The organism is Bradyrhizobium sp. USDA 4541 (assembly GCF_024171085.1).
Lineage (GTDB): Bacteria > Pseudomonadota > Alphaproteobacteria > Rhizobiales > Xanthobacteraceae > Bradyrhizobium > Bradyrhizobium australafricanum.
This window is the reverse complement of the sequence record NZ_JALJZF010000001.1, coordinates 5,696,689-5,719,492: the sequence shown is the minus strand read 5'-3', so window position 1 is coordinate 5,719,492 and position 22,804 is coordinate 5,696,689. Positions and strand designations below refer to the sequence as shown.

Annotated in this window: 20 protein-coding genes; 8 read left to right on the top strand and 12 right to left on the bottom strand. The window is 64.7% G+C overall.

What is annotated here, in order from left to right; all coding sequences use genetic code 11:
* Nucleotides 1–339: 339 nt before the first annotated feature.
* Nucleotides 340–681 carry a hypothetical protein gene (locus J2R80_RS27155; RefSeq protein WP_063790074.1) on the top strand — a complete coding sequence of 114 codons (342 nt, stop codon included), beginning with the start codon at nucleotides 340–342 and terminating at the stop codon, nucleotides 679–681.
* A gap of 93 nt (nucleotides 682–774) precedes the next feature.
* Here the strand turns inward: J2R80_RS27155 and J2R80_RS27150 are convergent, their stop codons facing one another.
* The 4 genes from J2R80_RS27150 to J2R80_RS27135 all read right to left on the bottom strand — a co-directional run bounded on the left by J2R80_RS27150 (nucleotide 775) and on the right by J2R80_RS27135 (nucleotide 5,855).
* On the bottom strand, nucleotides 775–2,193 hold the full coding sequence (locus J2R80_RS27150) for an MFS transporter (protein ID WP_253639746.1): 1,419 nt from the start codon (nucleotides 2,191–2,193) through the stop codon (nucleotides 775–777).
* A 61-nt stretch (nucleotides 2,194–2,254) separates the two neighbouring features.
* On the bottom strand, nucleotides 2,255–3,625 hold the full coding sequence (locus J2R80_RS27145) for an LLM class flavin-dependent oxidoreductase (RefSeq protein ID WP_076825329.1): 1,371 nt from the start codon (nucleotides 3,623–3,625) through the stop codon (nucleotides 2,255–2,257).
* A gap of 39 nt (nucleotides 3,626–3,664) precedes the next feature.
* Nucleotides 3,665–4,864, bottom strand: a complete 1,200-nt coding sequence (locus tag J2R80_RS27140) for a CaiB/BaiF CoA-transferase family protein (protein WP_076825327.1) — start codon at nucleotides 4,862–4,864, stop codon at nucleotides 3,665–3,667.
* Complete coding sequence (locus J2R80_RS27135; RefSeq protein WP_076825325.1) at nucleotides 4,854–5,855, bottom strand: CoA ester lyase; 1,002 nt, start codon at nucleotides 5,853–5,855, stop codon at nucleotides 4,854–4,856. Before J2R80_RS27135 ends, J2R80_RS27140 begins: the two co-directional genes overlap by 11 nt.
* Before the next feature lie 156 nt (nucleotides 5,856–6,011).
* Between J2R80_RS27135 and J2R80_RS27130 the strand changes: the two genes are divergently transcribed.
* A complete protein-coding gene (locus tag J2R80_RS27130; protein ID WP_076825324.1) occupies nucleotides 6,012–6,911 on the top strand; it encodes a LysR family transcriptional regulator in 900 nt (299 codons plus the stop codon).
* On the opposite strand, the gene J2R80_RS27125 is transcribed toward J2R80_RS27130, so the two are convergent.
* From J2R80_RS27125 to J2R80_RS27120, 3 genes are all read right to left on the bottom strand, one after another.
* Nucleotides 6,908–7,465, bottom strand: a complete 558-nt coding sequence (locus J2R80_RS27125) for a flavin reductase family protein (protein ID WP_076825322.1) — start codon at nucleotides 7,463–7,465, stop codon at nucleotides 6,908–6,910. The two genes, J2R80_RS27130 and J2R80_RS27125, sit on opposite strands and share 4 nt — an antisense overlap.
* Before the next feature lie 86 nt (nucleotides 7,466–7,551).
* Nucleotides 7,552–7,680 carry a hypothetical protein gene (locus J2R80_RS43310; RefSeq protein WP_256520413.1) on the bottom strand — a complete coding sequence of 43 codons (129 nt, stop codon included), beginning with the start codon at nucleotides 7,678–7,680 and terminating at the stop codon, nucleotides 7,552–7,554.
* Entirely contained in the window at nucleotides 7,670–9,169 is a 1,500-nt protein-coding gene (locus J2R80_RS27120; RefSeq protein WP_253590109.1) for an NAD(P)H-hydrate dehydratase, read from the bottom strand. The genes J2R80_RS43310 and J2R80_RS27120 overlap by 11 nt, the downstream gene beginning before the upstream one ends.
* Nucleotides 9,170–9,523: 354 nt before the next feature.
* Between J2R80_RS27120 and J2R80_RS27115 the strand changes: the two genes are divergently transcribed.
* Together J2R80_RS27115 and glnA are read left to right on the top strand one after the other, a co-directional pair.
* Nucleotides 9,524–9,862, top strand: a complete 339-nt coding sequence (locus J2R80_RS27115) for a P-II family nitrogen regulator (RefSeq protein ID WP_011441447.1) — start codon at nucleotides 9,524–9,526, stop codon at nucleotides 9,860–9,862.
* Between the two features lie 151 nt (nucleotides 9,863–10,013).
* A complete protein-coding gene (glnA, locus tag J2R80_RS27110; protein WP_028333940.1) occupies nucleotides 10,014–11,423 on the top strand; it encodes a type I glutamate--ammonia ligase in 1,410 nt (469 codons plus the stop codon).
* Between the two features lie 166 nt (nucleotides 11,424–11,589).
* On the opposite strand, the gene J2R80_RS27105 is transcribed toward glnA, so the two are convergent.
* The gene (locus tag J2R80_RS27105) at nucleotides 11,590–11,853 is read right to left on the bottom strand and encodes a tautomerase family protein (protein WP_076825319.1); all 264 of its coding nucleotides are present in this window, start codon (nucleotides 11,851–11,853) and stop codon (nucleotides 11,590–11,592) included.
* Nucleotides 11,854–12,005: 152 nt separating this feature from the next.
* On the opposite strand from J2R80_RS27105, the gene J2R80_RS27100 reads away from it, so the two are divergent.
* Together J2R80_RS27100 and J2R80_RS27095 are read left to right on the top strand one after the other, a co-directional pair.
* The gene (locus J2R80_RS27100) at nucleotides 12,006–12,983 is read left to right on the top strand and encodes a GlxA family transcriptional regulator (protein WP_253639745.1); all 978 of its coding nucleotides are present in this window, start codon (nucleotides 12,006–12,008) and stop codon (nucleotides 12,981–12,983) included.
* 185 nt (nucleotides 12,984–13,168) lie between these two features.
* Entirely contained in the window at nucleotides 13,169–14,398 is a 1,230-nt protein-coding gene (locus J2R80_RS27095; RefSeq protein WP_141342875.1) for an ABC transporter substrate-binding protein, read from the top strand.
* A 274-nt stretch (nucleotides 14,399–14,672) separates the two neighbouring features.
* Here the strand turns inward: J2R80_RS27095 and J2R80_RS27090 are convergent, their stop codons facing one another.
* Both J2R80_RS27090 and J2R80_RS27085 read right to left on the bottom strand, forming a co-directional pair.
* A complete protein-coding gene (locus J2R80_RS27090; protein ID WP_076825313.1) occupies nucleotides 14,673–15,740 on the bottom strand; it encodes an ABC transporter substrate-binding protein in 1,068 nt (355 codons plus the stop codon).
* A gap of 182 nt (nucleotides 15,741–15,922) precedes the next feature.
* Nucleotides 15,923–18,196, bottom strand: coding sequence for a PAS domain S-box protein (locus J2R80_RS27085; RefSeq protein ID WP_253639744.1), 2,274 nt, complete (start codon nucleotides 18,194–18,196; stop codon nucleotides 15,923–15,925).
* Between the two features lie 759 nt (nucleotides 18,197–18,955).
* On the opposite strand from J2R80_RS27085, the gene J2R80_RS27075 reads away from it, so the two are divergent.
* Nucleotides 18,956–19,750 (top strand): hypothetical protein, encoded by a 795-nt coding sequence (locus tag J2R80_RS27075; protein ID WP_253639743.1) that lies wholly within the window; start codon nucleotides 18,956–18,958, stop codon nucleotides 19,748–19,750.
* 588 nt (nucleotides 19,751–20,338) lie between these two features.
* Here J2R80_RS27075 and J2R80_RS27070 read toward each other — a convergent pair.
* Nucleotides 20,339–21,109 carry a gamma-glutamyl-gamma-aminobutyrate hydrolase family protein gene (locus J2R80_RS27070; protein WP_057020651.1) on the bottom strand — a complete coding sequence of 257 codons (771 nt, stop codon included), beginning with the start codon at nucleotides 21,107–21,109 and terminating at the stop codon, nucleotides 20,339–20,341.
* A 278-nt stretch (nucleotides 21,110–21,387) separates the two neighbouring features.
* Here J2R80_RS27070 and J2R80_RS27065 point away from each other — a divergent pair, with 278 nt between their 5' ends.
* The gene (locus J2R80_RS27065) at nucleotides 21,388–22,524 is read left to right on the top strand and encodes an AI-2E family transporter (protein WP_076825310.1); all 1,137 of its coding nucleotides are present in this window, start codon (nucleotides 21,388–21,390) and stop codon (nucleotides 22,522–22,524) included.
* A 7-nt stretch (nucleotides 22,525–22,531) separates the two neighbouring features.
* Here J2R80_RS27065 and J2R80_RS27060 read toward each other — a convergent pair whose 3' ends face one another.
* Entirely contained in the window at nucleotides 22,532–22,768 is a 237-nt protein-coding gene (locus J2R80_RS27060) for a hypothetical protein (RefSeq protein ID WP_028333932.1), read from the bottom strand.
* Nucleotides 22,769–22,804 lie beyond the last annotated feature (36 nt).

Below are 22,804 nucleotides of genomic sequence, written 5' to 3'. Positions count from 1 at the left end.
TGCAGCGCCTGAGCGAGGAAATTGTTCTGCCTGCCACTCACGAGAGGTTTCTGGAGGATCCGAGAGAATGTTGAGGGCCCTAGCCCCGCCATCGCGGGGCGTCCAGCAACAGTCTCGTTAAAACGCGACATGAGGTCAACAGCAGCGCCCCGCCCACCTTCTGGCCTACCCAACGGCCTGATGTCGTCGAGCCCATGGCGATCACATCAATTCGCATCGAAATCGCGAAACGGAACCCGTCAATTCGGGACAAGCGTCGGATAAATCCTGTAGTGTCGGAGTTGATCGGCGTGCCGCCGAGCGAATCTGGCACCATGTGGCTCAGATCGGAGAACAGGGATGGCACAGTGTATCGTCGTCGTTCAATTCGACCTTCCGAAACGAACTGAAGAACAGGCCATCAGGGGTGGCATGGGCACCGCCCCCATTTACCGAAAGCTCGCAACAAAGGGGCTGATCCGCAAAGACTATCTCAATGGAGAGGCCGGTACCGGCGGCGTCTATCTCTGGGAGAGCCGAGAGGCGGCCGAGGCATGGTTTACCGAGGCCAAGATCGTCGAGCTCACCGGACGGTTCGGAGTCCGGCCGCGGCTGACCTGGTACGACACACACGTCACCGTCGACAATCTCAAGGGCGAGACGCGGGTGAGCCAAACCGCGCTGATTTCAGCAGCGGAATGAAATCGACCTGAGGTCAGCGTCGAGCGCCCGCATCTGAGCACAGTGCGGGCGCTGTAACGCGGCCGTTTTCGACCGGGGCCTTTGGCCCGACGCCTACTCCCCGCCTCCGGCAATCCCGCCGGTGCTCGGTTGCAGCTTGCCGCGCGCCTGCGCCGATGACGCTTCGCTGTCCATCGCCTCCGGCCGCAATGCCTCCAGCGGACGCTTGCGGGTCTCGATGCCGAGCACCGCAACCGCGATCGCCTGCACCACCAGGAGCCCGGCCACCACAGAGACGACGCCGGTGACGCCGAACCTGGTGAACAGCTCGACCACGATGAACGGCGTCACGATCGACATCAGGCGACCGGCGGTGTTGCAGATGCCGGATCCGCGCATCCTGAGCTCGGTCGGGAACAGTTCGGGGATGTAAAGCCCCCAGGCCAGCGCCAGCATCACCGCCACCGTGAACACGAGCAGGAAGCCGATCACGACGAAGGCGACCGGGTTGATGAACATCGGATAGATCAGCCCGAGCCCGGCCGCGGCGAGCGACAGCACGATCAGCGACGGCTTGCGGTCGATCTTCTCGCCGATCCACATGCCCGACAGCGTGCCGAGCGGGCTGCCGAGCGTCATCAGCATGGTGTAGCCGAGCGATGACGACAGGTTGATGCCCTGCTTGACGAAGAAGGTCGGGATCCAGGCGATGAAGCCGTAGACCGCGGTGTTGAGCCCGATCAGGATCAGGCAGCCGACGATGGTCCGCGCGATCAGTGCGCGCGAGAACAGGCGCGTAAAGCGAACGTCCGGCTGTACCGGCGCCGGCTGATAGGCCGGGGTCGGCAGGGTCCTGCCCTTGCCGACCTCCTGCTCGATCGCCGCCAGCACCGCCTCCGCCTCGGCGCTCTTGCCCTGCGTCTCGAGCCAACGTGGCGATTCCGGCAGCGAGCGCCGCAGGAACCAGACGATCATCGCGCCAATGCCGCACAGCGCAAACATCCAGCGCCAGCCGAGGTGCGGAATGACGACCCAGCCGACCAGCGTCGCGACGAACAGCGCACCATTGGTGCAGGTCGCGAGCGCCGCGCCCCAGCGGCCGCGCTGCTGCGGCGGGATGAATTCGCTGAGCACGACATAGCCGACGACGATCTCGGCGCCGAGCCCGAGGCCCATCACGAAGCGGGCCCCGATCAGCCAGCTCATCGACGGCGCGAGCGTTGCCGCCAGCGCGCTGAGGCCGAAGATCAGGAGGTTGGCCTGATAGGCGAACTTGCGGCCGAAGCGGTCGCCGGCGACGCCCGCCAGCCAGGCACCGATCAGCATCCCTACAAAGGTCGCCGAGATGAAGCGCGCATTCTGCGCGAGGTCCGAATAGCCGGACTGAACCAGTGCGCCGAGAATGCTGCCGGCGAGGAAGATCTCGAAGCCGTCGACGAACAGCCCGGCTCCGATCAGCGCGAAGATCCGGTAGTGAAACCTTGAGATCGGCAATCTGTCGAGCCGGCCCCCCGCGTTAACGCCCTTGGTCACTTCAGCCTCCCTGATTTTGATTTTGTTTTGATCGTTGTCCGCGCCGATTTTTGTGCCCGCGCTATCTGGTCGAGACGCGCGCCTCCTCGTCTGCGCTCGCATGCATGGCTTGCGGCCGCGGCAGGCCGAGGTTCTCGCGCAACGTGTCGCCCTGATACTCGCGCTGGAACAGGCCGCGCCGTTGCAGCTCGGGCACGACGAGGCGCACGAAGTCCTGGTAGGTTCCGGGCACATGGGTGGCGGCGACGACAAAGCCGTCGCAGCCGCCTTCGCAGAACCAGCGCTCCATCTGATCGGCGACCGCCTTGGGCGAGCCGACGAAGGTCGGTAGTTCAGCGAGCGTCCCGCGCCCGCTGAACTGCACGAAGTCCCGCGGTGTCGGATTGGGCTTGCCGCTGAGATTCATCACGCGGTCGCGGATTGCTTGCAGCCCGCTGATCGAGGCCAGCTCATCCGACGTGAACGGCTCGTCCATCGGCTTGGCCGCGAAATCGTAGTTCAACACCTCCGACAACAGCGTCAGCGCATCGATCGGCTTGGCGAGCCGGCTGATCGCCGCGAACTTGTCCTCGGCCTCGGCCTGGGTCTCGGCGACAACAGGATAGACCGCCGGCGCGATGCTGATGTCCCTGCCCGTCTTGGCCAGCGTTCCCTTGAGGTCCGCATACTGCTTCTTCGCAATGTCGAGATTGGGATAGATCACGAAGATCAATTCGCCCCAGCGCGCCGCAAAGGTCTTGCCGCGGCCGCTCTGGCCGGCCTGAATGATCACCGGATGGCCCTGCGGCGAGCGCGGCACCGTGAACGGGCCGCGCGAGCGGAAGAACTGCCCGTGATGGTCGAGCCGGTGCACCTTGGCCGGGTCGGCGAACAGCCCGCTCTCGCGGTCGAAGCTGACCGCGCCGTCCTCCCAGCTGTTCCAGTGGCCGAGCACGACCTCCATGAACTCGTCCGCGCGGTCGTAGCGCAAATCGTGGCTGAGATGCTGCGAGGCGCCGAAATTCGCCGCCTCGGAGTCGTTCAGCGAGGTCACCACGTTCCAGGCGGCGCGGCCGTTCAGCAGCAGGTCCATCGTCGCGAACACCCGCGCGACGTGGAACGGCTCGTAATAGGTGGTCGAATAGGTCACGCCGATGCCAAGCCGCTCGGTCGCCAATCCCATCGTGAGCGCAACCGAGATCGGATCGAGCTTCGCCGCGCGCACGCCGTGGCGGATGGTCTCGCGGAAATCGTCGCCGAAGCGATCGGGGATCGCGAGCCGGTCGTCGAAGAAGGCGAGATGGAACTTGCCGTGCTCCAGCGTGCGCCCGATCTCCTGGTAATAGTCGCGCGAGAACCAGTTCGGCTTCGAGTCGGGATGGCGCCAGGAGGCGGGATAGTTCGAGCAATTCTGGGCCTGCAGGAAGCCGATCAATTTCATCTGCCTGGTCATGGCGTGGTTCCTTCGTGGCCGCGGGAGAATTGGGGCATGTCAGATCACCCCGTCGCTGCGCAGCGCGGCGAGCGCCGCCGCGGTTGCGCCGGCAAGTGAGGTCAGGACTTCGTCGGTGTGCGCGCCGAGCGCGACGCCGGCATGCTTGAACTGCGGCGGCGTGCGCGACATTTTTGGGATCGCGCTCGGCACCGCAATCGGCCCGGCGCGCGAGGGCACCTCGGCGATGTTGCCGCGGGCGCGGTACTGCGGGTCGGCGAAGATGTCACTGATGCTGTAGATCGGCCCGCAGGGCACGTCGTAGCGCTCGCACTCGGCAAGCGCCGTCTCCAGCGGCTTGGAGCCGATCCAGTCGGCGACCATCCCGTTAACCTCCTCGCGCCGCGCCAGGCGGCCGGCCATGGCCGCATAGCGCGGGTCGGTCGCGAGTTCGGGGCGCTGCATCGCCTGCGCCAGGCGCTCGAACATCTTGTCGCTCGAACAGGCCAGCGCCACCCATTTGCCGTCGGCGGTCTGGTAATGGCTGTGCGGCACGACATTGACGGTGTCGGCACCGAGGCGTTCGCGGACGAAACCGGTCTTGGCGAACACAGTCGCCATCTCGTCGAGCAGCCGAAACACCGATTCATAGAGCCCGATATCGACCACCTGCCCGTGTCCGGTGGCTTCGGCATGGCGCAGCGCCAGCAGCACGCCGAGGGCGCCCCATAGCCCGGAAATGTAATCGGCGAGCGAGGTCGATCCCGGCATCACCGGCGCCCGTCCCGCCTCGCCGGCAAGATAAGCGAGCCCGCTGAAGCCGTGCGCGATCCGGGCAAAGCCCGGCTTGTCACGCAAGGGGCCGTCCTGCCCATAGGCGCTGATGCGCAGCATCACGAGTTTTGGGTTGATCTCGCGTAGCGCCTCGAAGCCGAGCCCCCATTTCTCCAGCGTGCCAGGCCGGAAGTTCTCCAGCACCACGTCGGATTGGCGGACCAGCTCGCGAAACAGCGCGGCGCCACGCTCGCTGCGCAGATCGAGCGTCACCGACTTCTTGTTGCGGGCCTCGCTGAGCCAGACATAGGTGTCGCCGCATTCGCTCGGCGTGCCGAACCGGCGCAAGGGATCGCCTGTGCCCGGCTGCTCGATCTTGATCACCTCGGCGCCGAAGTCGGACAGCACTGTCCCGCAGAACGGCGCCGCCACGAAGGTCGCGATGTCGAGCACGCGAATTCCGGCCAGCGGTGGCTCATGCGACATCGCGCGCTCCCTGCCTGCCCGCCGCCAGAATTGCGTCATGGCGGTCGATGATCGCCTGCGCGCGCTTGAGCACCGCAAGATCGATCAGCACGCCGTCCTGCCCGAAAGCGCCGTCGCCGCCGGCGCTGGCGGACTGGATCTTGGCCGTGATCTCGCGCGCCCAGCCGATCTCACGTGCGGTCGGCGAGAACACCTCGTTGGCGGTCTCGAGCTGCGAGGGATGGATCGCCCATTTGCCCTCGAAGCCGAGCGCGGCCGCTCGCGCCGCGCTGGCGCGAAAACCTGCGGCATCGCCGAAATTGGCAAAGGGGCCGTCGATCGCACGCAGGCCGTGGGCGCGGCAGGCATTGGCGATGCGGGCGAGCGCGAAGTGCCACTGGTCGTTCCAGTGCATCCGGCGCGCACCGCCCTCGTCCGCATCGGTGAGCACGGCATAGCGCGGATCGGAGGCGCCGATGATCTCGCCGCAGGTGCGTAGATCAATCGAGTAATCGCCGATGCCAAAGATGACCGCTTCCAACCGCTCCGACGCCTGCACGATGTCCTCGACATTGGCGAGCCCGAGCGTGGTCTCGATCAGGATCTCGATGCCCAGCGGCCTTGCGCGCGGGAACTCGCGCTCGAGCCCCGTCAGCAGCGCCTCGACGAAACGGACGTCGAATGCGGTGCCGACCTTCGGCACCATGACGAGGTCGAGGCGCGGCGCGCGGCTGACGATCTCGATGATGTCGCGATGCGCCCATTCGGTGTCGAGGCCATTGATGCGCACCGCCAGCGTCTTGTTGCCCCAGTCGATCCGGTTCAGCGCCTCGATCGCGATCTCGCGCGCCTCGGGCTTTCGCGGCGGCGCAACCGCGTCCTCCAGATCCAGGAAGATGAAATCGGCCGCGCTACTCGCTGCGCGTTCGAAGAAATGGGTCGAGGTCGCGGGAACCGCGAGTTCGGAACGCTGGACGCGGCGCGTGCGCGGCTTGGTGACGGTGAAGGACATCGGAGCGTCTTTTCTGGAGCATCTTTTCTGCATCGCGCCGCAGGATCGTCTCCCGGGGCCAATGCAATCATGCTAGATGTCCGACACTGATCTTTCTAACGAGATTATCTTAAGAACTGTTCAGTTCTCCGGAACAATCGTCTGCAGGGCAAAACGATGTCGCAGATCAATTTCAAGCTGCTGCACATGTTCATCGCGGTCGCCGAGAACAAGAGCTTTCGCCAGGCCTCCGAGCAGCTCAACCGCTCGCAATCCGCGGTCAGCATGCAGATCAAGCTGCTGGAGGACCAGGTCGGCGCCGCGCTGTTTCATCGCACGACGCGGCGCGTCGAGCTGACCGCGGAGGGACTGCAACTGCTGACGCATGCGCGGCGCGCGCTCGGCGAATGGGAGAACGGCCTGCGCGAGATCCGTGAGGTCATCGACATCCAGCGCGGCACGCTGTCGCTGGCCTGCGTCCCGACCATTGCCGCGACCATTCTGCCGCAGGCGCTGCATGCCTTCCAGGCGAGCTATCCCGGCATCAACATCAATCTGCGCGAGCTTGCGGCCGAGGACATGCTGGACTGCCTGCGCCGGCGCGAGGCGGATTTCGGCATCGGACCGGAGACGGAGGGCTCGACCGAGTTTCAGTTCGCGCCGCTGTTCAACGACCCGATCTATGCGCTGGCGACAAGAGCGTTTCCGTTTCGCAAGCGCAGCGCTGTCGACCTCACCGAACTGTCCGCCTATCCGATCCTGCTCAACTCAAAATCGGCGGCGCTGCGCTCGATGCTGGAGCGCGCGCTCGCCACGCGCAATCTGCAGATGAAGATCAAGTTCGAGGTCGAGCACAGCTACACGCTGGCCGCGCTGGCCGGCGCCGGTCTCGGCGTCGGCATCCTGCCGAAGGTCGCCTTGCCGCGGCCGGTCAGGAAGACGATGCAGGCGCTACCGATCGTCAATCCGACGCTGGAGCGCACCGTCTGCATCGTCTCGTTGCGCGGACAATCGTTCTCGCCGGCTGCCGGCGCGCTGACATCGGTGATTCACAAATTCCTCAAGCCGCGCCCTTAGGTCCGCCGGGCCAACCCGCAGAACGCGCCACCAAAATAGATCAGCGGCGTCTCCCCCTCACGCAGATGCATCGCGCGGACCGCGCCGACGAAGATCGAATGCGTGTCGTGCGCATGCTCGTCGATCAGCTCGCAGTCGAGCCCGATCAGCGCATCCTTAAGGATCGGCGCGCCCGTGGCCAGCGACAGCCAGCCGTCGGCGCCGGAAAAGCGATCGTCCCGCTCGATGCCGCGGCGGCCGGCGAACACATTGGCCAGCTCGGCCTGGTCGGCGTGCAGCATGTTGACGCCGAACGCAGCGGTGCGCCGGATCAGGCCATGCGCGCTCGCCGAGCGGTTGACGCAGGCGATCAGCCGCGGCGGCGCGTCCGACAGCGAACAGACCGACGTCGCCGTCATCCCCGTCCTGTCGCCCGGCCCGCCCGCCGACAGGATCGTCACCGCGCCGGCGTGGTGGCGCATCGCCGCGCGATAGGACGCGGGGTCGACGCTCCCGTGAGCCGGAGCGGCGGCGGTCCGTGAAGCGGTCGAAAGCAGGCTGGTCGGTGCGTTCATCTGACTGTTCCGGGCGAGAGGCGACGGTTTCGAATCGTATAGGCCAGCTCGACCGATCGCAGAAACGCAAATATCTAACCAGTTGTTCAGATCATCCGATCAATGCCGTCGGGCGTGTGCAGGCCGGCGAGCCACGGCAGCGCCTGATCGAATGCCGCGCGATGCGCGCGCGCGGCGACATCCATGTCGGCCAGCACCAGCCGCCTAATACTCAATCCCGAACTCGTCATAAAGGCGGCGGAACACGGCGGGCAGCACTTCGGTGAGATCTTCGGCGATCAGGCCGGGGCCCGCCTCGCTCGCGCTCTCGCCGTGCATCCAGACGCCGATGCTGGCGGCCTCGAAGGCCGCGGCGCCCTGCGCCAGGAAACCCGCGATGATGCCCGACAGCACGTCGCCGGCGCCGGCGGTGGCGAGCCAGGGCGGCGCATTGGCGGCGACGGTGGCGCGGCCGTCGGGAGACGCGATCACCGTGTCGGCGCCTTTCAGCAGCACCACCGCGCCGGAGCGCTCGGCCGCCGCGCGCACGCGCTCGAGCTTGGAGCGGCCGGGATGCTTGTTGGAAATATCGCTGAACAGCCGCGGAAACTCGCCCTCATGCGGCGTCAGCACCACCTGCTGACCGTCGCTAGCCTTGATCGCCTCGAACAGCCGGTCCGGCGCGCCGGCAAAGCTGGTCAGCGCGTCGGCGTCGAGCACCAGATGCCGCTGCGCCGACAGCGCGGTGTGGACGAAGTCACGGGTCCGCGCGCTGACCCCGGCGCCCGGACCGATCACGCAGGCATTGAGGCGCTTGTCGCCAAGCAGCTCGGCGAACTGGATCGGGTTGTCGACCGCGCGCACCATCACCGCGGTCAGCGCCGCAGCGTTGACGGCAAGCGCGTCACGCGGCGAGGCCAGCGTCACGAGGCCGGCGCCGGCGCGCAGCGCCGCGCGCGCGGCGAGCCGTGCCGCCCCGGTCGAGGCGAGATCGCCCGACACCACGACGGCGTGCCCCCGCGCGTATTTGTGGCCGTCGATCCGCGGTACCGGAAACGACCATCGCCAGGCCTCCGGCGCATTCTCCGCGGTCAGCGGCTTGATCTCGTCGAGCACCTGCGCGGCGATACCGATGTCGGCGACGCGCACCCGGCCGCAATACATCCGGCCCGGCAGCAACAGATGCGCGGGCTTCTTGCGGAAGAAGGTGACGGTCTCGGTGGCCTGCACGGCCGCGCCCATCACCGCGCCCGATGTGCCGTTGATGCCGCTCGGCAGGTCGACCGCCAGCACCGGCGTACCGTTGGCATTGATCGCGGCGATCATCTCCAGCGGATCGCCCTTTACCGGCCGGTTGAGGCCGGCACCGAACAGCGCGTCGACGATCAGCGCCGGCTTGCCGAGCGCCTGCGGGTTAAACGGCAGCACCGGATATTTCCAGCCCTTCGCCGCCAGCGCCGCGTCGCCTTGCAGGCTGTCGCGCTCGCAGAGCAGGATCACCGAGACCTCGCGGCCGCGCGCGGCAAGCTCGGCGGCAGCGACAAAGCCGTCGCCGCCATTGTTGCCGCGGCCGGCGACCACCACGATCGGCCCCTCCTCGACCAGGTCCATCGCGGCTTCCGCGACGGCCTGGCCCGCGCTCATCATCAGCGCGAAGCCCGGCGTTCCGGCTGCGATGGTCAGCCGGTCAGCGCGCTCCATCTCGGTCGTGGTCAGAACGTCCATGCCGAATCCTCAATCGCTTCGCCTTTTCGAGAGGCAATTCCTGTGACGTTCGCGGGGTTTCTACTGGCCGACTGCATACGGATTGATCTATTTGCCTATTTGTTAGGCTTGGATATCATAGCCCATGTGGTTCGATATCAGCCGATTGCCTGTTAAAAGGCTGATAACATTCTGAAATCGGGGACCTTAACAACTTGGCATAGACCCTGCTTTTGAGGAAGCCGCGCGCAAGGCCGCTTCATGCGACCATTGCGCGTGTTTCCGGCCACCGGCCGGAAGCCTTAAGACCAACCAGACTGCGCCCCACGCGCATCGAACTCGACCCTGCAATCTGCAATGCCCGGGAGGCGCTCAGTGAAGAAGATTGAAGCCATCATCAAGCCCTTCAAGCTCGACGAGGTGAAAGAAGCGCTCCAGGAAGTCGGACTGCAAGGCATCACCGTCACCGAGGCCAAGGGATTTGGCCGCCAGAAGGGCCATGCCGAACTCTATCGCGGTGCGGAATACATCGTCGACTTCCTGCCCAAGGTGAAGATCGAGATCGTGATCGGCGACGACCTGGTCGAGAAGGCGATCGACGCGATCCGCCGCGCGGCGCAGACCGGCCGGATCGGTGACGGCAAGATCTTCGTCTCCAACATCGAGGAAGCCATCCGCATCCGGACCGGAGAATCCGGGCTGGACGCTATTTAAGGGCGGTGCTATCCGGATTTTCCGACGACCAAAGAGAAAAAAGGCTGCTTCGGCAGCCTGATTTCGTTTGTGTAGTCACACGAACTCGCCAAAAGCGGGAATAACGTCGCTCTCCGCTGGAAACCGACCCGCACATCCATAAGGGGTATTCATGAAGACCGCCAAAGACGTCCTGAAATCGATCAAGGACAACGACGTCAAATACGTCGACCTGCGCTTCACCGATCCGCGCGGCAAGTGGCAGCACGTCACCTTCGACGTCAGCATGATCGACGATGACATCTTCGCCGAGGGAACGATGTTCGACGGCTCGTCGATCGCCGGCTGGAAGGCGATCAATGAATCCGACATGTGCCTGATGCCCGACCCGGTCACCGCGACGATCGACCCGTTCTTCGCCGAGACCACCATGGTCATCACGTGCGACGTGCTCGAGCCGACCACCGGCGAGCCCTACAACCGCGACCCCCGCGGCATCGCCAAGAAGGCCGAGGCGATGGTGAAGTCGATGGGCGTGGGCGACACCGTGTTCGTCGGCCCCGAGGCCGAGTTCTTCGTGTTCGACGACGTGCGCTATTCGGCCGAACCATACAACACCGGCTTCCGCCTCGACTCCTCCGAGCTGCCGATCAACTCGGCGACCGAATATGAGGGCGGCAACCTCGGCCACCGCATCCGCACCAAGGCCGGCTACTTCCCGGTGCCGCCGCAGGACTCGGTGCAGGACATGCGCTCCGAGATGCTCGGCGCGATGGCCAAGATGGGCGTCAAGGTCGAAAAGCATCACCACGAGGTGGCCTCGGCTCAGCACGAGCTCGGCATGAAGTTCGACACGCTGACGCTGATGGCCGACCATATGCAGATCTACAAGTACTGCATCCACCAGGTCGCCCACATCTACGGCAAGACCGCCACCTTCATGCCAAAGCCGGTCTACGGCGACAACGGCTCGGGCATGCATGTGCATCAGTCCATCTGGAAGGACGGCAAGCCGACCTTCGCCGGCAACAAATACGCCGACCTGTCGGAGACCTGCCTGCACTACATCGGCGGCGTCATCAAGCACGCCAAGGCGATCAACGCCTTCACCAACCCGTCGACCAACTCCTACAAGCGTCTGGTGCCGGGCTATGAAGCCCCCGTGCTGCTCGCCTATTCCGCGCGCAACCGCTCGGCGGCCTGCCGCATCCCCTACACCGCGAACCCGAAGGCCAAGCGCGTCGAGGTGCGTTTCCCCGACCCGATGGCCAACCCCTATCTCGGCTTCGCCGCGATGCTGATGGCCGGTCTTGACGGCATCAAGAACAAGATCGATCCGGGTCCGGCGATGGACAAGGACCTCTACGATCTGCCGAAGGAAGAGCTGAAGCAGATCCCGACCGTCTGCGGCTCGCTCCGCGAGGCGCTCGAGAGCCTCGACAAGGACCGCGCGTTCCTCAAGAACGGCGGCGTGTTCGACGACGACTTCATCGACGCCTATATCGAGCTGAAGATGACCGAGGTCGCGCGTTTCGAAATGACCCCGCACCCGGTGGAATTCGAGATGTACTACTCGCTGTAAATCTTACGGCACCGACGACAAGCGAAAGGCGCTTCCACCGGAAGCGCCTTTTGTTTTTGGGTGAGAACGGTGCGTAGGATGGGTAGAGCGAAGCGAAACCCATCGCACCGGTGCAAGCCTTGAAATGATGGGTTTCGCTTCGCTCTACCCATCCTACGCAGGGCAGTTACACCTTCGCCTTGGCGAGCCGCCGTCCGCCGGCGTCGAGCGCGCCGAAGGTGCCGGCGATCATGTCCGGCGTCGGAATCATGCCGCCGAGCGACCAGCTCGCCGGCTCGCCCTCCTCGATCTTGACCCAGACGTTGCGGCGGAAGTCCGGGTTACCCTGCCCCTCGATCTCGACTATGAGATCGGTGACGCGCTCCAGCAGCGCCTGCTTCTGCGCGACATCGAAGATGCCGCGGACGGTGGAAATGGTGACGTAAGGCATGGTCTCTCTCCATTGCTGAGGGTGTGACAACGCAGCGAAGATGGACCGGCACGGCCAAATCAGGCAGTGGCCGATCGGACAGAGATCGGGCAATATCTGCCACCGCCCGATTGCGCTGATCGGCTAGCATGACGGCAAATTCCGGAGGTCCCATGAAGCTTGCGATCCTCGCGCTGGAAGGATGCATGCAATCGGCGGTCGCCGGCATCGCCGACATCCTCACCCTCGCCAACCACGTGATGCAGCTGCACGGCGGCAAGGCGCGCTTCAGCTGGCAGACGCTCTCGCTCGACGGCAAGGCGGTGCGCGCCGGCGGCGGCAAGTTGCTCGCCGTCGATGGTGCGGTGGGCAGGCGGACGGCGTGCGACGCGATCATCGTGCCGGGCAGCCTGGTCGATCATCTCAGCGCCGAGCGCCTGCAACCGCAATATGACCGTGCCGGCGCCTGGCTGCGCCAGCAGCATGCCAGCGGCCGGCTGATCGGCGCATTCTGCAGCGGCGTGCTGCTGCTCGCCAATGCCGGCCTGCTCGACGGTCGCCGCGCCACCATCACGTGGTGGCTGCAGAGCGAGCTGCGTCGCCGCCATCCCAAGGTTGATCTCGCCGGTGATGCCGTGATCACGCAGGCCGATCGCCTGGTCTGCGCCGCTGGCCCGATGTCGTGGGTCGATCTGTTGCTGCGGCTGATCGAGCTCGTCGAAGGCGCGGAGGTCGCAAAGGTTTGCGCCGACTATGCGGTGATCGACACCGCGCAGCGCACCCAGGCGATCTTCATGCCGCTCGGCTACATGCTCGGCCAGGACCCGCTGCTGATCAAGGCGGACATGCTGGTGCGCCGCACCGGCAAGACCCCGATCACGGTGCGCGGCCTCGCGCATGCGCTCGGCCTCAGCGAACGCACACTGAACCGCCGCTTCCGCGAACTGACCCACGAGCCGCCGCAGGCCTTCATCATGCGCCGCCGCGTCGAGCACGCCCGCACGCTATTGGAAACAACGGCGCAGCCGATCAAGGCGATCGCCCGCGCCACCGGCTATGAGGACGAGAGCAGCTTTCGAAAGGCCTTCCGCAAGCTCACGCTGACATCGCCGCAGGCCTATCGCGCGCAACGATCGATGCGCGCGGCCTGATCGCGGGAAGCCCCGGAAGACTACGGTCAGCAACGCTGACGAACCTGATGACGTGATGCGAACCGCACACAAGGTTGTGTTTCCGGGATCGACAACGCCTGGGCTCGGGTGTTCACTGCCGGCAAGGACCCGAAAGCGGCTTCCGATAAAACACACATTCATTTTTCTGCATGGGGAGAAACGAGATGTCTTTCGTCGCTCGACGAATGGCGGCGCTTTCGACCGCCATCACCATTCTCGCTGTCTGTGCTGGCAGCGCATTCGCCCAGAAGAAATACGACACCGGCGTAACCGATACCGAAATCAAGATCGGCAACATCATGCCCTATAGCGGGCCGGCATCCGCCTACGGCACCAGCGGCCGGGCCCAGGCGGCCTATTTCCGCAAGATCAACGCCGAGGGCGGCATCAATGGCCGCAAGATCAACTTCATCTCCTACGACGACAGCTACAGTCCGCCGAAGACGGTCGAGCAGGCGCGCAAGCTGGTCGAAGGCGACGAGGTCTTGCTGATCTTTGCCTCTCTCGGCACGGCATCCAACGGCGCGATTCAGAAATACATGAACGTGAAGAAGGTGCCGCAGCTGTTCATTCAGACCGGTGCCACCAAGTGGAACGATCCGCAAAGCTTCCCATGGACCATGGGCTGGCAGCCCAGTTATCAGAGCGAGGGACGGATCTACGCCAAGCACATCCTGAAGGAAAAGCCGGGCGGCAGGATCGCGGTCCTCTACCAGAACGACGATTATGGAAAGGACTATCTCAAGGGCCTGAAGGACGGCCTCGGCGACAAGGCGGCGTCGATGATCGTGATCGAGGATGCGTATGAGGTGGCCGAGCCGACGATCGACACGCACATCGTCAAGATGAAATCGATGAATGCCGACGTATTCGTCGACATCGCCACACCGAAATTCGCGGCGCAGGCCATCAAGAAGGCGGCCGAGATCGGTTGGAAACCGCTGCACATCCTCAACTCGGTAGGTTCCTCGCTCGGCGCCGTGATCCAGCCTGCCGGCTTCGAGAACGCACAAGGCATCATTTCGGTGGCCTACCTGATGGATCCGCTCGATCCGCAATGGAAGGACGATCCCGGCATGAAGGCGTTCGACGAATATCTCTCCAAATATTTCCCCGAAGGCAATCGGGCCGACAGCCTGATTATGACAGGGTACAATGCGGCTCAGACGCTGGTTCAGGTGCTTAAGCAGTGCGGCGACGATCTCACGCGCGCCAACGTCATGAAGCAGGCTGCCAACCTGAAGGCCTTCCGCACCACCAACCTGCTGCCCGGCATCGCAATGAACACCAGCCCGATCGATTTCGCGCCGATCAAGCAGATGCAGCTCAGACGACTCAAGGGCGAGCGATGGGAGCTGTTCGGGCCGATGCTCAGCGCGGAAGTGGGAGGTTAGCCGACCGCAGCCCCTCACTGCGCCGCCCGGCGGTCCGAGCGTTATCCGCGTCATTGCGAGGAGTTCGCGACAAAATTGCAAAGCAATTTTGCGCTGAAGCGGCGAAGCAATCCACCTCTCCGCGTATCCGGAAAGATGGATTGCTTCGCTTCGCTCGCAATGACGCTAGTAGCCTTGGATCTGTAGGATGGGTAGAGCGCAGCGAAACCCATCATCTCGCCCCCTGCACAAGCGATGGGTTTCGCTTCGCTCTACCCATCCTACGGAGCTTGACCTACACCCGGAACAGCTTCGCGTACCTCGCCTTGATCTCCTCCGACTGCACCTGCACCTGGGCCGGATCGGCCTTGAGCATTTTCAGTTTGTCGAGCGGCACGTGACCGGCCTTCTCCTTCACCTTGGCGTGGAACGAGCGGTGCGCGAATTCGTCGGCCAGCATCTGCTGCGTCTCGGCGCTGAAGAAGTAGCTCTGGAACAGCCGCGCCGCATTCGGGTTCGGCGCGTTCTTGAAGATGCCGCTCGGGACGATGATCAGCGGCGCGCCCTCGGCCGGATAGACCACCTCGACCGGCTTGCCCTGATCCTTGGCCAGCACGAGGTTGTAGTCGTTGCCGTCGGCCATCACCGCGCGCTCGCCGAGCAGAATCTTCTTCGGCGGATCGGCCGCCGACTGCACCTGCATCACGCGCTGCTGCGACAGCTTCTCCAGATACGGCCAGCCGAGGTCGCGTGCCAGCACGAAGGTCGCGGTCATGATCGCGCCGGAATAGCTCGGGTGGCCCTTGACGATTTTGCCGCGCCACTTGGGATCGAGCAGGTCGGCGTAGCTCTTCGGCGCCTCCTCGCGCTTCACCTGCTCGGTGTTGTAGCCGATTACCTCGAACCAGGCGCAGGATGTCGCCGAGGTGCCGTCGGGATCGATCTGGTCGGCCGGAAAATGCCTGGCGACGTCCTCCGGCACATAGGCCGCGAGCCAGTCGTTCTTCTTCCAGTCGAGGTAATGCGCGGGATCGGTGGAATTGGCGACGTCGACGGCGTTGATGCCGCTGCCCTGCTCCTGTGCGATGCGCTGGAAGATACGCTCCGCGCCCGAGCGCTCGACGCGGACGCTGATCCCGGGATATTTCTGCTCGAAGTCACGCGCGAGACGCTCGGCCGTGTTCAGCTCCAGCGCGCTGTAGAACGAGATCTTGCCTTCCTTCTTGGCGGCTGCGATCAGCTCCGGCGTCACGGCTTCCGCCGGCGGCGCCGCCGCGCGCAGCGGCTCCGCGAATACCATGCCGGCGGCGGTGGCCGCCGTCACCTTGAGCCAGTCGCGCCTCGACCATTTGCGGTCCTGCATTCCATACTCCCTGAAATCGGGCCGTTGACCGGCCGCGCCTTTGTCGCGGGAGCTTAACGCGTAGGAGGGGTAGAGCGAAGCGAAACCCATCAAATAGCGGCCACATCAGGGATGATGGGTTTCGCGCAGTTTATCATCGGGCCACGCGTTGCGGACCCGTTGGCATCCAGGTCACGCCGCGGCTACGTTTTCGCGGGCGGATTCTCGCGCAGGAAGCGTTCGAGATCGGGCTGCACGGAATAAGGCTGCGGCACCGGATCGCCCTGAAAGTCGACCTGAAGATCAAGGCAGCGCCGCAGCATCCGCGCCAGCTCGCCGCGCCGATAGGGCTTGGTCAGCAGCGGAATGCCGTGGCCGCCACGCCCCTGCTGCGCGGGCAGCACGCCGTCACTGTAGCCCGAGGTGAACAGCACCCGCAGTGCCGGGCGCCCGGCCATCAGCGTCTCCGCCAATTGCCGGCCGTTCATGCTGCCGGGCATCACGATATCGGTGAACAGAAGGTCGAACGCGGTGCCGCGTTTGACGATCTCGAGCGCGGCGTCCGCGTTCGCCGCAACCAGAACGTGGTAGCCGAGGCTTTCGAGCTGGCCCGTGACATAGTCCCGGATCGTAGGATCGTCCTCGACGCACAGGATCGTCTCGTCACCGCCCCTGACGGCCAGATCGTCCTCCTCCGCCGCGCGCTGTGCGGTGCCGTCGGCCTTCGGCAGATAGATCCTGAAGATGGCGCCGCGCCCCTGCTCGCTCTTGACCTCGATACCGCCGCCGCTTTGCTTGACGAAGCCGAACACCATGCTGAGCCCAAGCCCGGCGCCCTGCCCGACCTCCTTGGTGGAAAAGAACGGATCGAAGATCTTCTCTAGATGCGTCGGCGAAATGCCGGTGCCGGTATCGGTCACCTCGATCACGAGATGATCGCCGGCGCGCTCGACGCCGCACGCCACGGCGTCGGGAATCCCGAGCTGGATGTTGCGGGTCGCAAAGCTCAGCGTGCCGCCGTCAGGCATGGCATCGCGCGCATTGATGGCGAGATTGACCAGCGCAGCACCAAGCTGGCTGCGGTCGACGAAGGCGAGCCAGGCGTTGCGGCTGAGCTCCGTCCTGATCTCGGTCTGCGAGCCGAGCGTCTGCGACAGCAGCCGGGCCACCTCGCCGACCAGGTCGTTGACGTCGGTCTCGCCGGGCTGCAGCGGTTGCTTGCGCGCGAATGCCAGGAGGCTCGAGGTGAGCTGCGCGCCGCGATCGGCGGCATCGCTGATCAGCTTGGCGATTGCGGCGAGTTGCGGGTTGTCCTTGACGCCGTCGGCGAGGATCTCGATCGTGCCGGTGATCACGGTCAGCATGTTGTTGAAGTCGTGCGCGATGCCGCCAGTCAGCCGCCCCAGCGATTCCGACTTCTGCGCCTGGATCAACTGCTCCTCGGCGATCCGGCGCTGGCTGACGTCCCTGACAAAGGAATTGATGATCCAGCCGTCACCGCGGCGCAGCGCGTTGAGGGACACCTCGACATAGAACCGGTGACCGTCGCGGTGCAGGCACGCCGTTTCATAGCGCATGCCCATGCCGCCGGCCGCGGTCTCCTGCAGGAAGCGGGTGATCCGCTGCCGGTGCGCGAGGCGCAGCTCCTCCGGAAACACCAGTTCGACCACCCGATAACCAACCGCCTCGGAGCGCGTCCAGCCGGTCAGCACCTCGGCCTGCGGGCTCCAGTCGAGAATGACGCCGTCCTGGTCGGTCTGGACGAAGGCGTCGAGCGCGGTCCTGACGATGGCTTGCGCCATCTGCTCGCTCTCGACCAGCGCCTGGTATGCCCGACGCTGCGCGGTGACGTCGTGCAGTACGGCGACCGCGCCCCGCAGATTGCCGGTATCGTCGCGCAGCGGCCGCGCGTTGACGACAAGGAAGACGGCCGGTTGCGGCGGTTGCGGTTTGACGATCAGCTCGAAATCGTCGACGTCATCGCCGCGCAGCGCACGCGCCATCGGCGTGTCCGGGATCGGCATCACGGTGGTGCCGTCGGCATAATAGTTCTGGAAGGTGCGAACGCCGGTCAGGGTATCAAAACCGGGTTCGACACTGTACAGCCGTCGCGCCGCGGCGTTGACGATCACGATCATCCCGTGCTCGTCGGCGACCACCACCGGATCGCGGATGCTCTCGACGGTCTTCTCCAGCAGGTGCTGCCTGCTGCCCAGCTGCGCCGACAATTCGGCAAGCGTCGCCGCGAGCTGAGCGGTCTCGCCGTCATCGCTTGAGCCGAGCGAGACCTGCTGGCCGCGCGACAACGCCTCCGCCGCCCGCACCAGCTGGGCGGGCGTCCTGGACAGCGATCTCGCAATCACCTCAGCCGTCATCAATACCACCGCAACCGCGCCACCCGCGAGCAGAACGCTCGGCCAGGTTACGCCATGGATGAAGCCCAGCGCGAGCAGGAGCGCGGCGACGGGAAACAACATCCCCATCGCCAGACGGCCCGACAAATTCATCCCGACCAACCCCTCGTGTCGGCTGCACCCGAAAATGGAAAAGGAAAAGCAGTATTCGGAAAGGGTCGTCGGCGCCGGAGCAAATATCCCTGTTGCTTAGCCGAGTCCGGCGCCGCAATCCGCCACTTTCGTATCCGTATTAGTACGGAGGAAGGCCGATTCCGGCGCACGCGCAATACCGGAAGAATAGCTGCGACCTGTCGACCAGCGGTACATCTCGCCGGCAGCACAACTCAACATACCGAGAATTTGCAGGAGGGCCCCGGAGTGCATGTTTGGCGCCGTGGTCAGCCGTCGGCCGAACGCGCCAGGCGGGATGCCGACATGGTCGCTCGCCAAACATGGACCACTCCCACGTTTCTGGGTCCAGCCCAGCCCTCGCCGGCGCTTGGCGACGCTCTCAACGCCGACTTACGACACCTCGAAGTAACGTGCCTCGGCTGCGAGACGCATCGTGAGGCGGCCGAGCAGGACCTCGATCCACGAGCTCGAGCGCCCCGTGGCAAGCGGTGTTCCCGATTGCGGACGAACAATATCTCGGCCAAAATCGTCGGGACAGTTCAGGAAGGATGAGCTTACAAAAGAGAGACGATGTGATGTGCAGGCCGCATCCTCATCCCTCGTAGGCTTAAGCTGCAAATACCGATCTGGGTCCCGTTGAATGTTAGCGCGCCGAAGAGCGGATCTGCTCTCAAGGCGGGTGACTTTGCATTTGCTACGGAGCACAAAATGGATTCCATGCTGAAGGACAGGGTCGCGGAAGGGCGGCTCGTGAGCTTGGAAGAGCAGCTTTCGAACCTCGCGCGCGAAGCAGGAGTCAGCCCTTCCGGCCCGCCGACCGGCAAGAAAGCGTTTCACGCGCCGCTAGAAGCGGTTCATCGATCGGCGGATTGGCGCCACCTGGCCATTGTCGGTTCCGTGCTGGCAGCATGCATAGGTGGCGCTGCTTGGTGGTGGTCGTCACCCAGCGATACGGCGATGGTGGCCTCCCCTGGCCACTCCTCACCTCCTGCGCAAACCCCGCCGAAAGACGTTGCGCCGACTGCCGCCGCACTTTCTTCCGACTTGGCGCAGCAGCTTCAACCGATGGCGCGCGATCTCGCGGCCTTGAGGCAGGCGGTCGAACAGCTTGAGGTGAGGCAAGAACAATTGGTCCGCGACCATAAAAATGTCGCAAGCCAACTCGAGGCGAGCCAAGCAGAAATGGCACGCAGCAAAGATATCATCGACCAGATCAAGGCGACCCAGGATCAGATGGCGCGCGAGAGCGAGACGGTCACCGAGCGGCTCAACGCAAGCCAGGACCAGCTGGCCGGTGTCATTGCCAACGCCGCAGAGCCGAAGGTGAGCCCCGAACAGCCAAAGGTAAGCCCCGAACAGCCAACGGTAGCCCCAGAAATACCACTGCCGCGTCCGCGGCCGTCGACCGATGTTGCCCAGGCGCGCAAACCGGCGCCAACCCCGACGCGGCCGCACGCCACCAGCAAACCGCAACCGCCGGCATGGCCATGGTCAGTGCGCTAATGCCGTGACGTGCTGCTTCCTGCGTGCCGTCGACGCGGCAACGGCCGATACCTGCACTTTGCGATCAATGAAGCAACACGAAGAGGCCGCTGGCGCTGGTCAGCGGCCTCTTGAACCTGATCTTAAATGAACGTCTTGGTGGTAAAATCTTTGCCTCAGGTCCGCCTTTATTAAACGCGGAATTTGCCACACAGTGAAGTCCCAACAGGTGCGATGCTCAACGGAACTCTTGTGACGTTGCGGGGACAACACACTTTGCGTTCGTGACGTCCTGAGTTCTAGGAACGATCTACTCGCCTGCCGCTCGGCTCCCATCGATTGGCCAAGGAAAGCCCCGCGTCTTTCATGGCTTCCCGAACCGAGGTTCGACAAACCGACCCGACGGACAGGCGACGCCACACCTTTGGTGTCGTCCCTGCGAAGGCAGGGACCCATAACCACCGACGGTCCTTGTTGAGCAGTGCCGCAACGACGAGTCCCCCTCCACAACAACCGCTCCGGAGCATCCCTGCTTTCGTAGGGACGACAGCGCGTTTTTCGGAGACGACGTCGTGATTAACGCGCAGGGACGGTGGCGGTGAAACCGTCCTACGCCGCCCGCCGCCGTTCGCGCAGCGCGTCGCCGAAGGCTTCGAACAGGGCGCGGTTGATCGGATTGCGCTGCGGATCGTATTCGGCGTGCCACTGCACACCCAGCGCAAAACCCGGCGCATCGGCGATGCGGATCGCCTCGATGGTGCCGTCCTCGGCGATGCCCTCGATCACGACGCGCTTGCCGGGCTCGAGGATGCCCTGGCCGTGCAGCGAATTGACTCGAATGGTCTCCCGGCCGAGGATTTTTGCGAACGCGCCGCCCGGTGTCAGCGCGACGTCATGACGGTCGGCGAACACAACGGTCGGGTCAGGATGGATCTCGCCGTTCTCCAGCCGCGGCATCCGGTGGTTCATGCGACCCGGAATCTCGCGGATCTCCGGATGCAGCGAGCCGCCGAAGGCGACGTTCATCTCCTGCAGGCCGCGGCAGATGCCGAAGATCGGCACGCCGCGCGCGACGCAGGCTTCCGACAGCGCCAGCGCAACGTCGTCGCGGTGGATGTCGTAGGGCTCGTGGGCGGCGCAAGGTTCGGTATTGAAGCGGGTCGGATGAACATTGGCGCGGGCCCCGGTCAGCACCACGCCGTCGACCACGTCGAGCAAGGCACTGACCTCGGTGATTTCGGGGCTGCCGGCGAACATCAGCGGCACCGCGCCCGACACCTCGGCAACCGCGCGAAGGTTGCGCTCCCCGACCATCTGGACTGTGAAACGATTTTCGATGCGATGGGCGTTTCCGATCACGCCGACCACGGGCCGTCTCATTATTGAAGTCTCGCGCAATGATTCTTCTAAGTTTGCGACGTTGCGGAGACGATCATGCCTTCGAGTTCCCGCCGGATCAACTATCTATATCTGCACAGGGGGGCTTGCAGTCCTGCACAGATTCGCGCCCCTCGGGACCCAAAGCCGGCCAGATGCCCACCGATCGCGCCCGGCCCCGCACCCCGTCAGCGGCGAACCGGCACGGCCCCGCCAGCTTGATCCCGGCGGGGTTTTCGCCAAAGACTGCTCGAAACACCGTCGCGAAGGGGGAATCACCCGTGACAGACTCGGCTGACAATCGCCTGCAGGCCCGCAACGACTTGGCATGGGCGATCGCCGTCGGCGGCATCGGCGTGGTACTGTTCGCTGCCCTGCTGACCTTCGCCTGGCATTTTGCCGCGACCCTGTTCCTGCTGTTCGCCGGCATGCTGCTCGGAGTCGCCCTCAATGCCATGACCACCCTGCTCGGCCGGCTGACCAAGCTGCCCCACGCGTTGCGGCTTGCGATCGTCTGCCTGGCGATGGCCGGGCTGCTGTCCGGCATCGTGTTCCTCGGCGGCACCACGATCGCGCAGCAGGCCACGGTGCTGAGCAACACGATCAAATCGCAGCTCGGCAGCGTCAAGGACTTCCTCGAACAGCACGGGGTCGACACCAGCTATCTCGATTTCACCAATGCCGCGGGCGAGGCAAAGGGCGAAGGCACCGCCGTGACGACGACGACAACGACGCCCCCATCGTCGCAGTCCCATGGCATCCCCGGCGCCGGCGCGCTGGCCTCAAGCGGCGGCGCCATCATCAGCCAGACGCTGAAGGTGCTACTCGGCACCGTCAGCGTCGTCGGCAACTTCTTCATCGTGCTGTTTCTCGGGCTCGCCTTCGCGGCCCAGCCAAGCATCTACCGCGCCGGGCTGTTGTTCATCGCGCCGGTCAAGTACCGCGCGCAGGCGACCATCATCGTCGACCACATCGGCGAGACACTAGAGCGCTGGCTGATCGCGCAGATCATCACGATGACGGCGGTATTCCTCGTCACCTGGATCGGGCTTGCCATCATCGGCATTCCGAGCTCGTTCATCCTCGGCATCCAGGCCGGCCTGCTCGCCTTCATTCCGACGGTCGGCGCGATCCTCGGCGGGCTGATCGTGGTGCTCGCGAGCCTTGCGACCGGATGGATCGCGGCGCTGTCGGCCTTCATCCTGTTCCTCGGCGTCCACGCGCTGGAAAGCTACGTGCTGACGCCGATCATCCAGCGCCAGGCGCTCGACATCCCGCCGGCCACGCTGTTCGCGTTCCAGATCCTGCTCGGCGTCGTGTTCGGCATCTGGGGGCTGGCGCTGGCGCTGCCGCTGATGGCGATCGCCAAGGTGATGATCGACCACTTCAAGACGGAGGATCCGGCGCGGGCCGCGTGACCGCACGTCAGGAGAGCAGCAGCACCGTTCCCGCGACCATCAGCATCACGCCGGCCAGCATCACCATCGGCCAGCGACTCTTCGGCGGCTGGTATCGCCCCTGCGCGCGCCGTTCGGCGATCAGCGCGGTCTCGTATTCATGCGAGTCCGAGAACAGGCAGGCGAAACCGCTGCGCGCCGAAACCGCGTCGGCTTCGAGCGACATCAGGGCTGACTGCGGATTGCGGGTGCGGATCGACTCCATGCCCGAAAGCATGGGATCGAATGGTTAACCACTCGT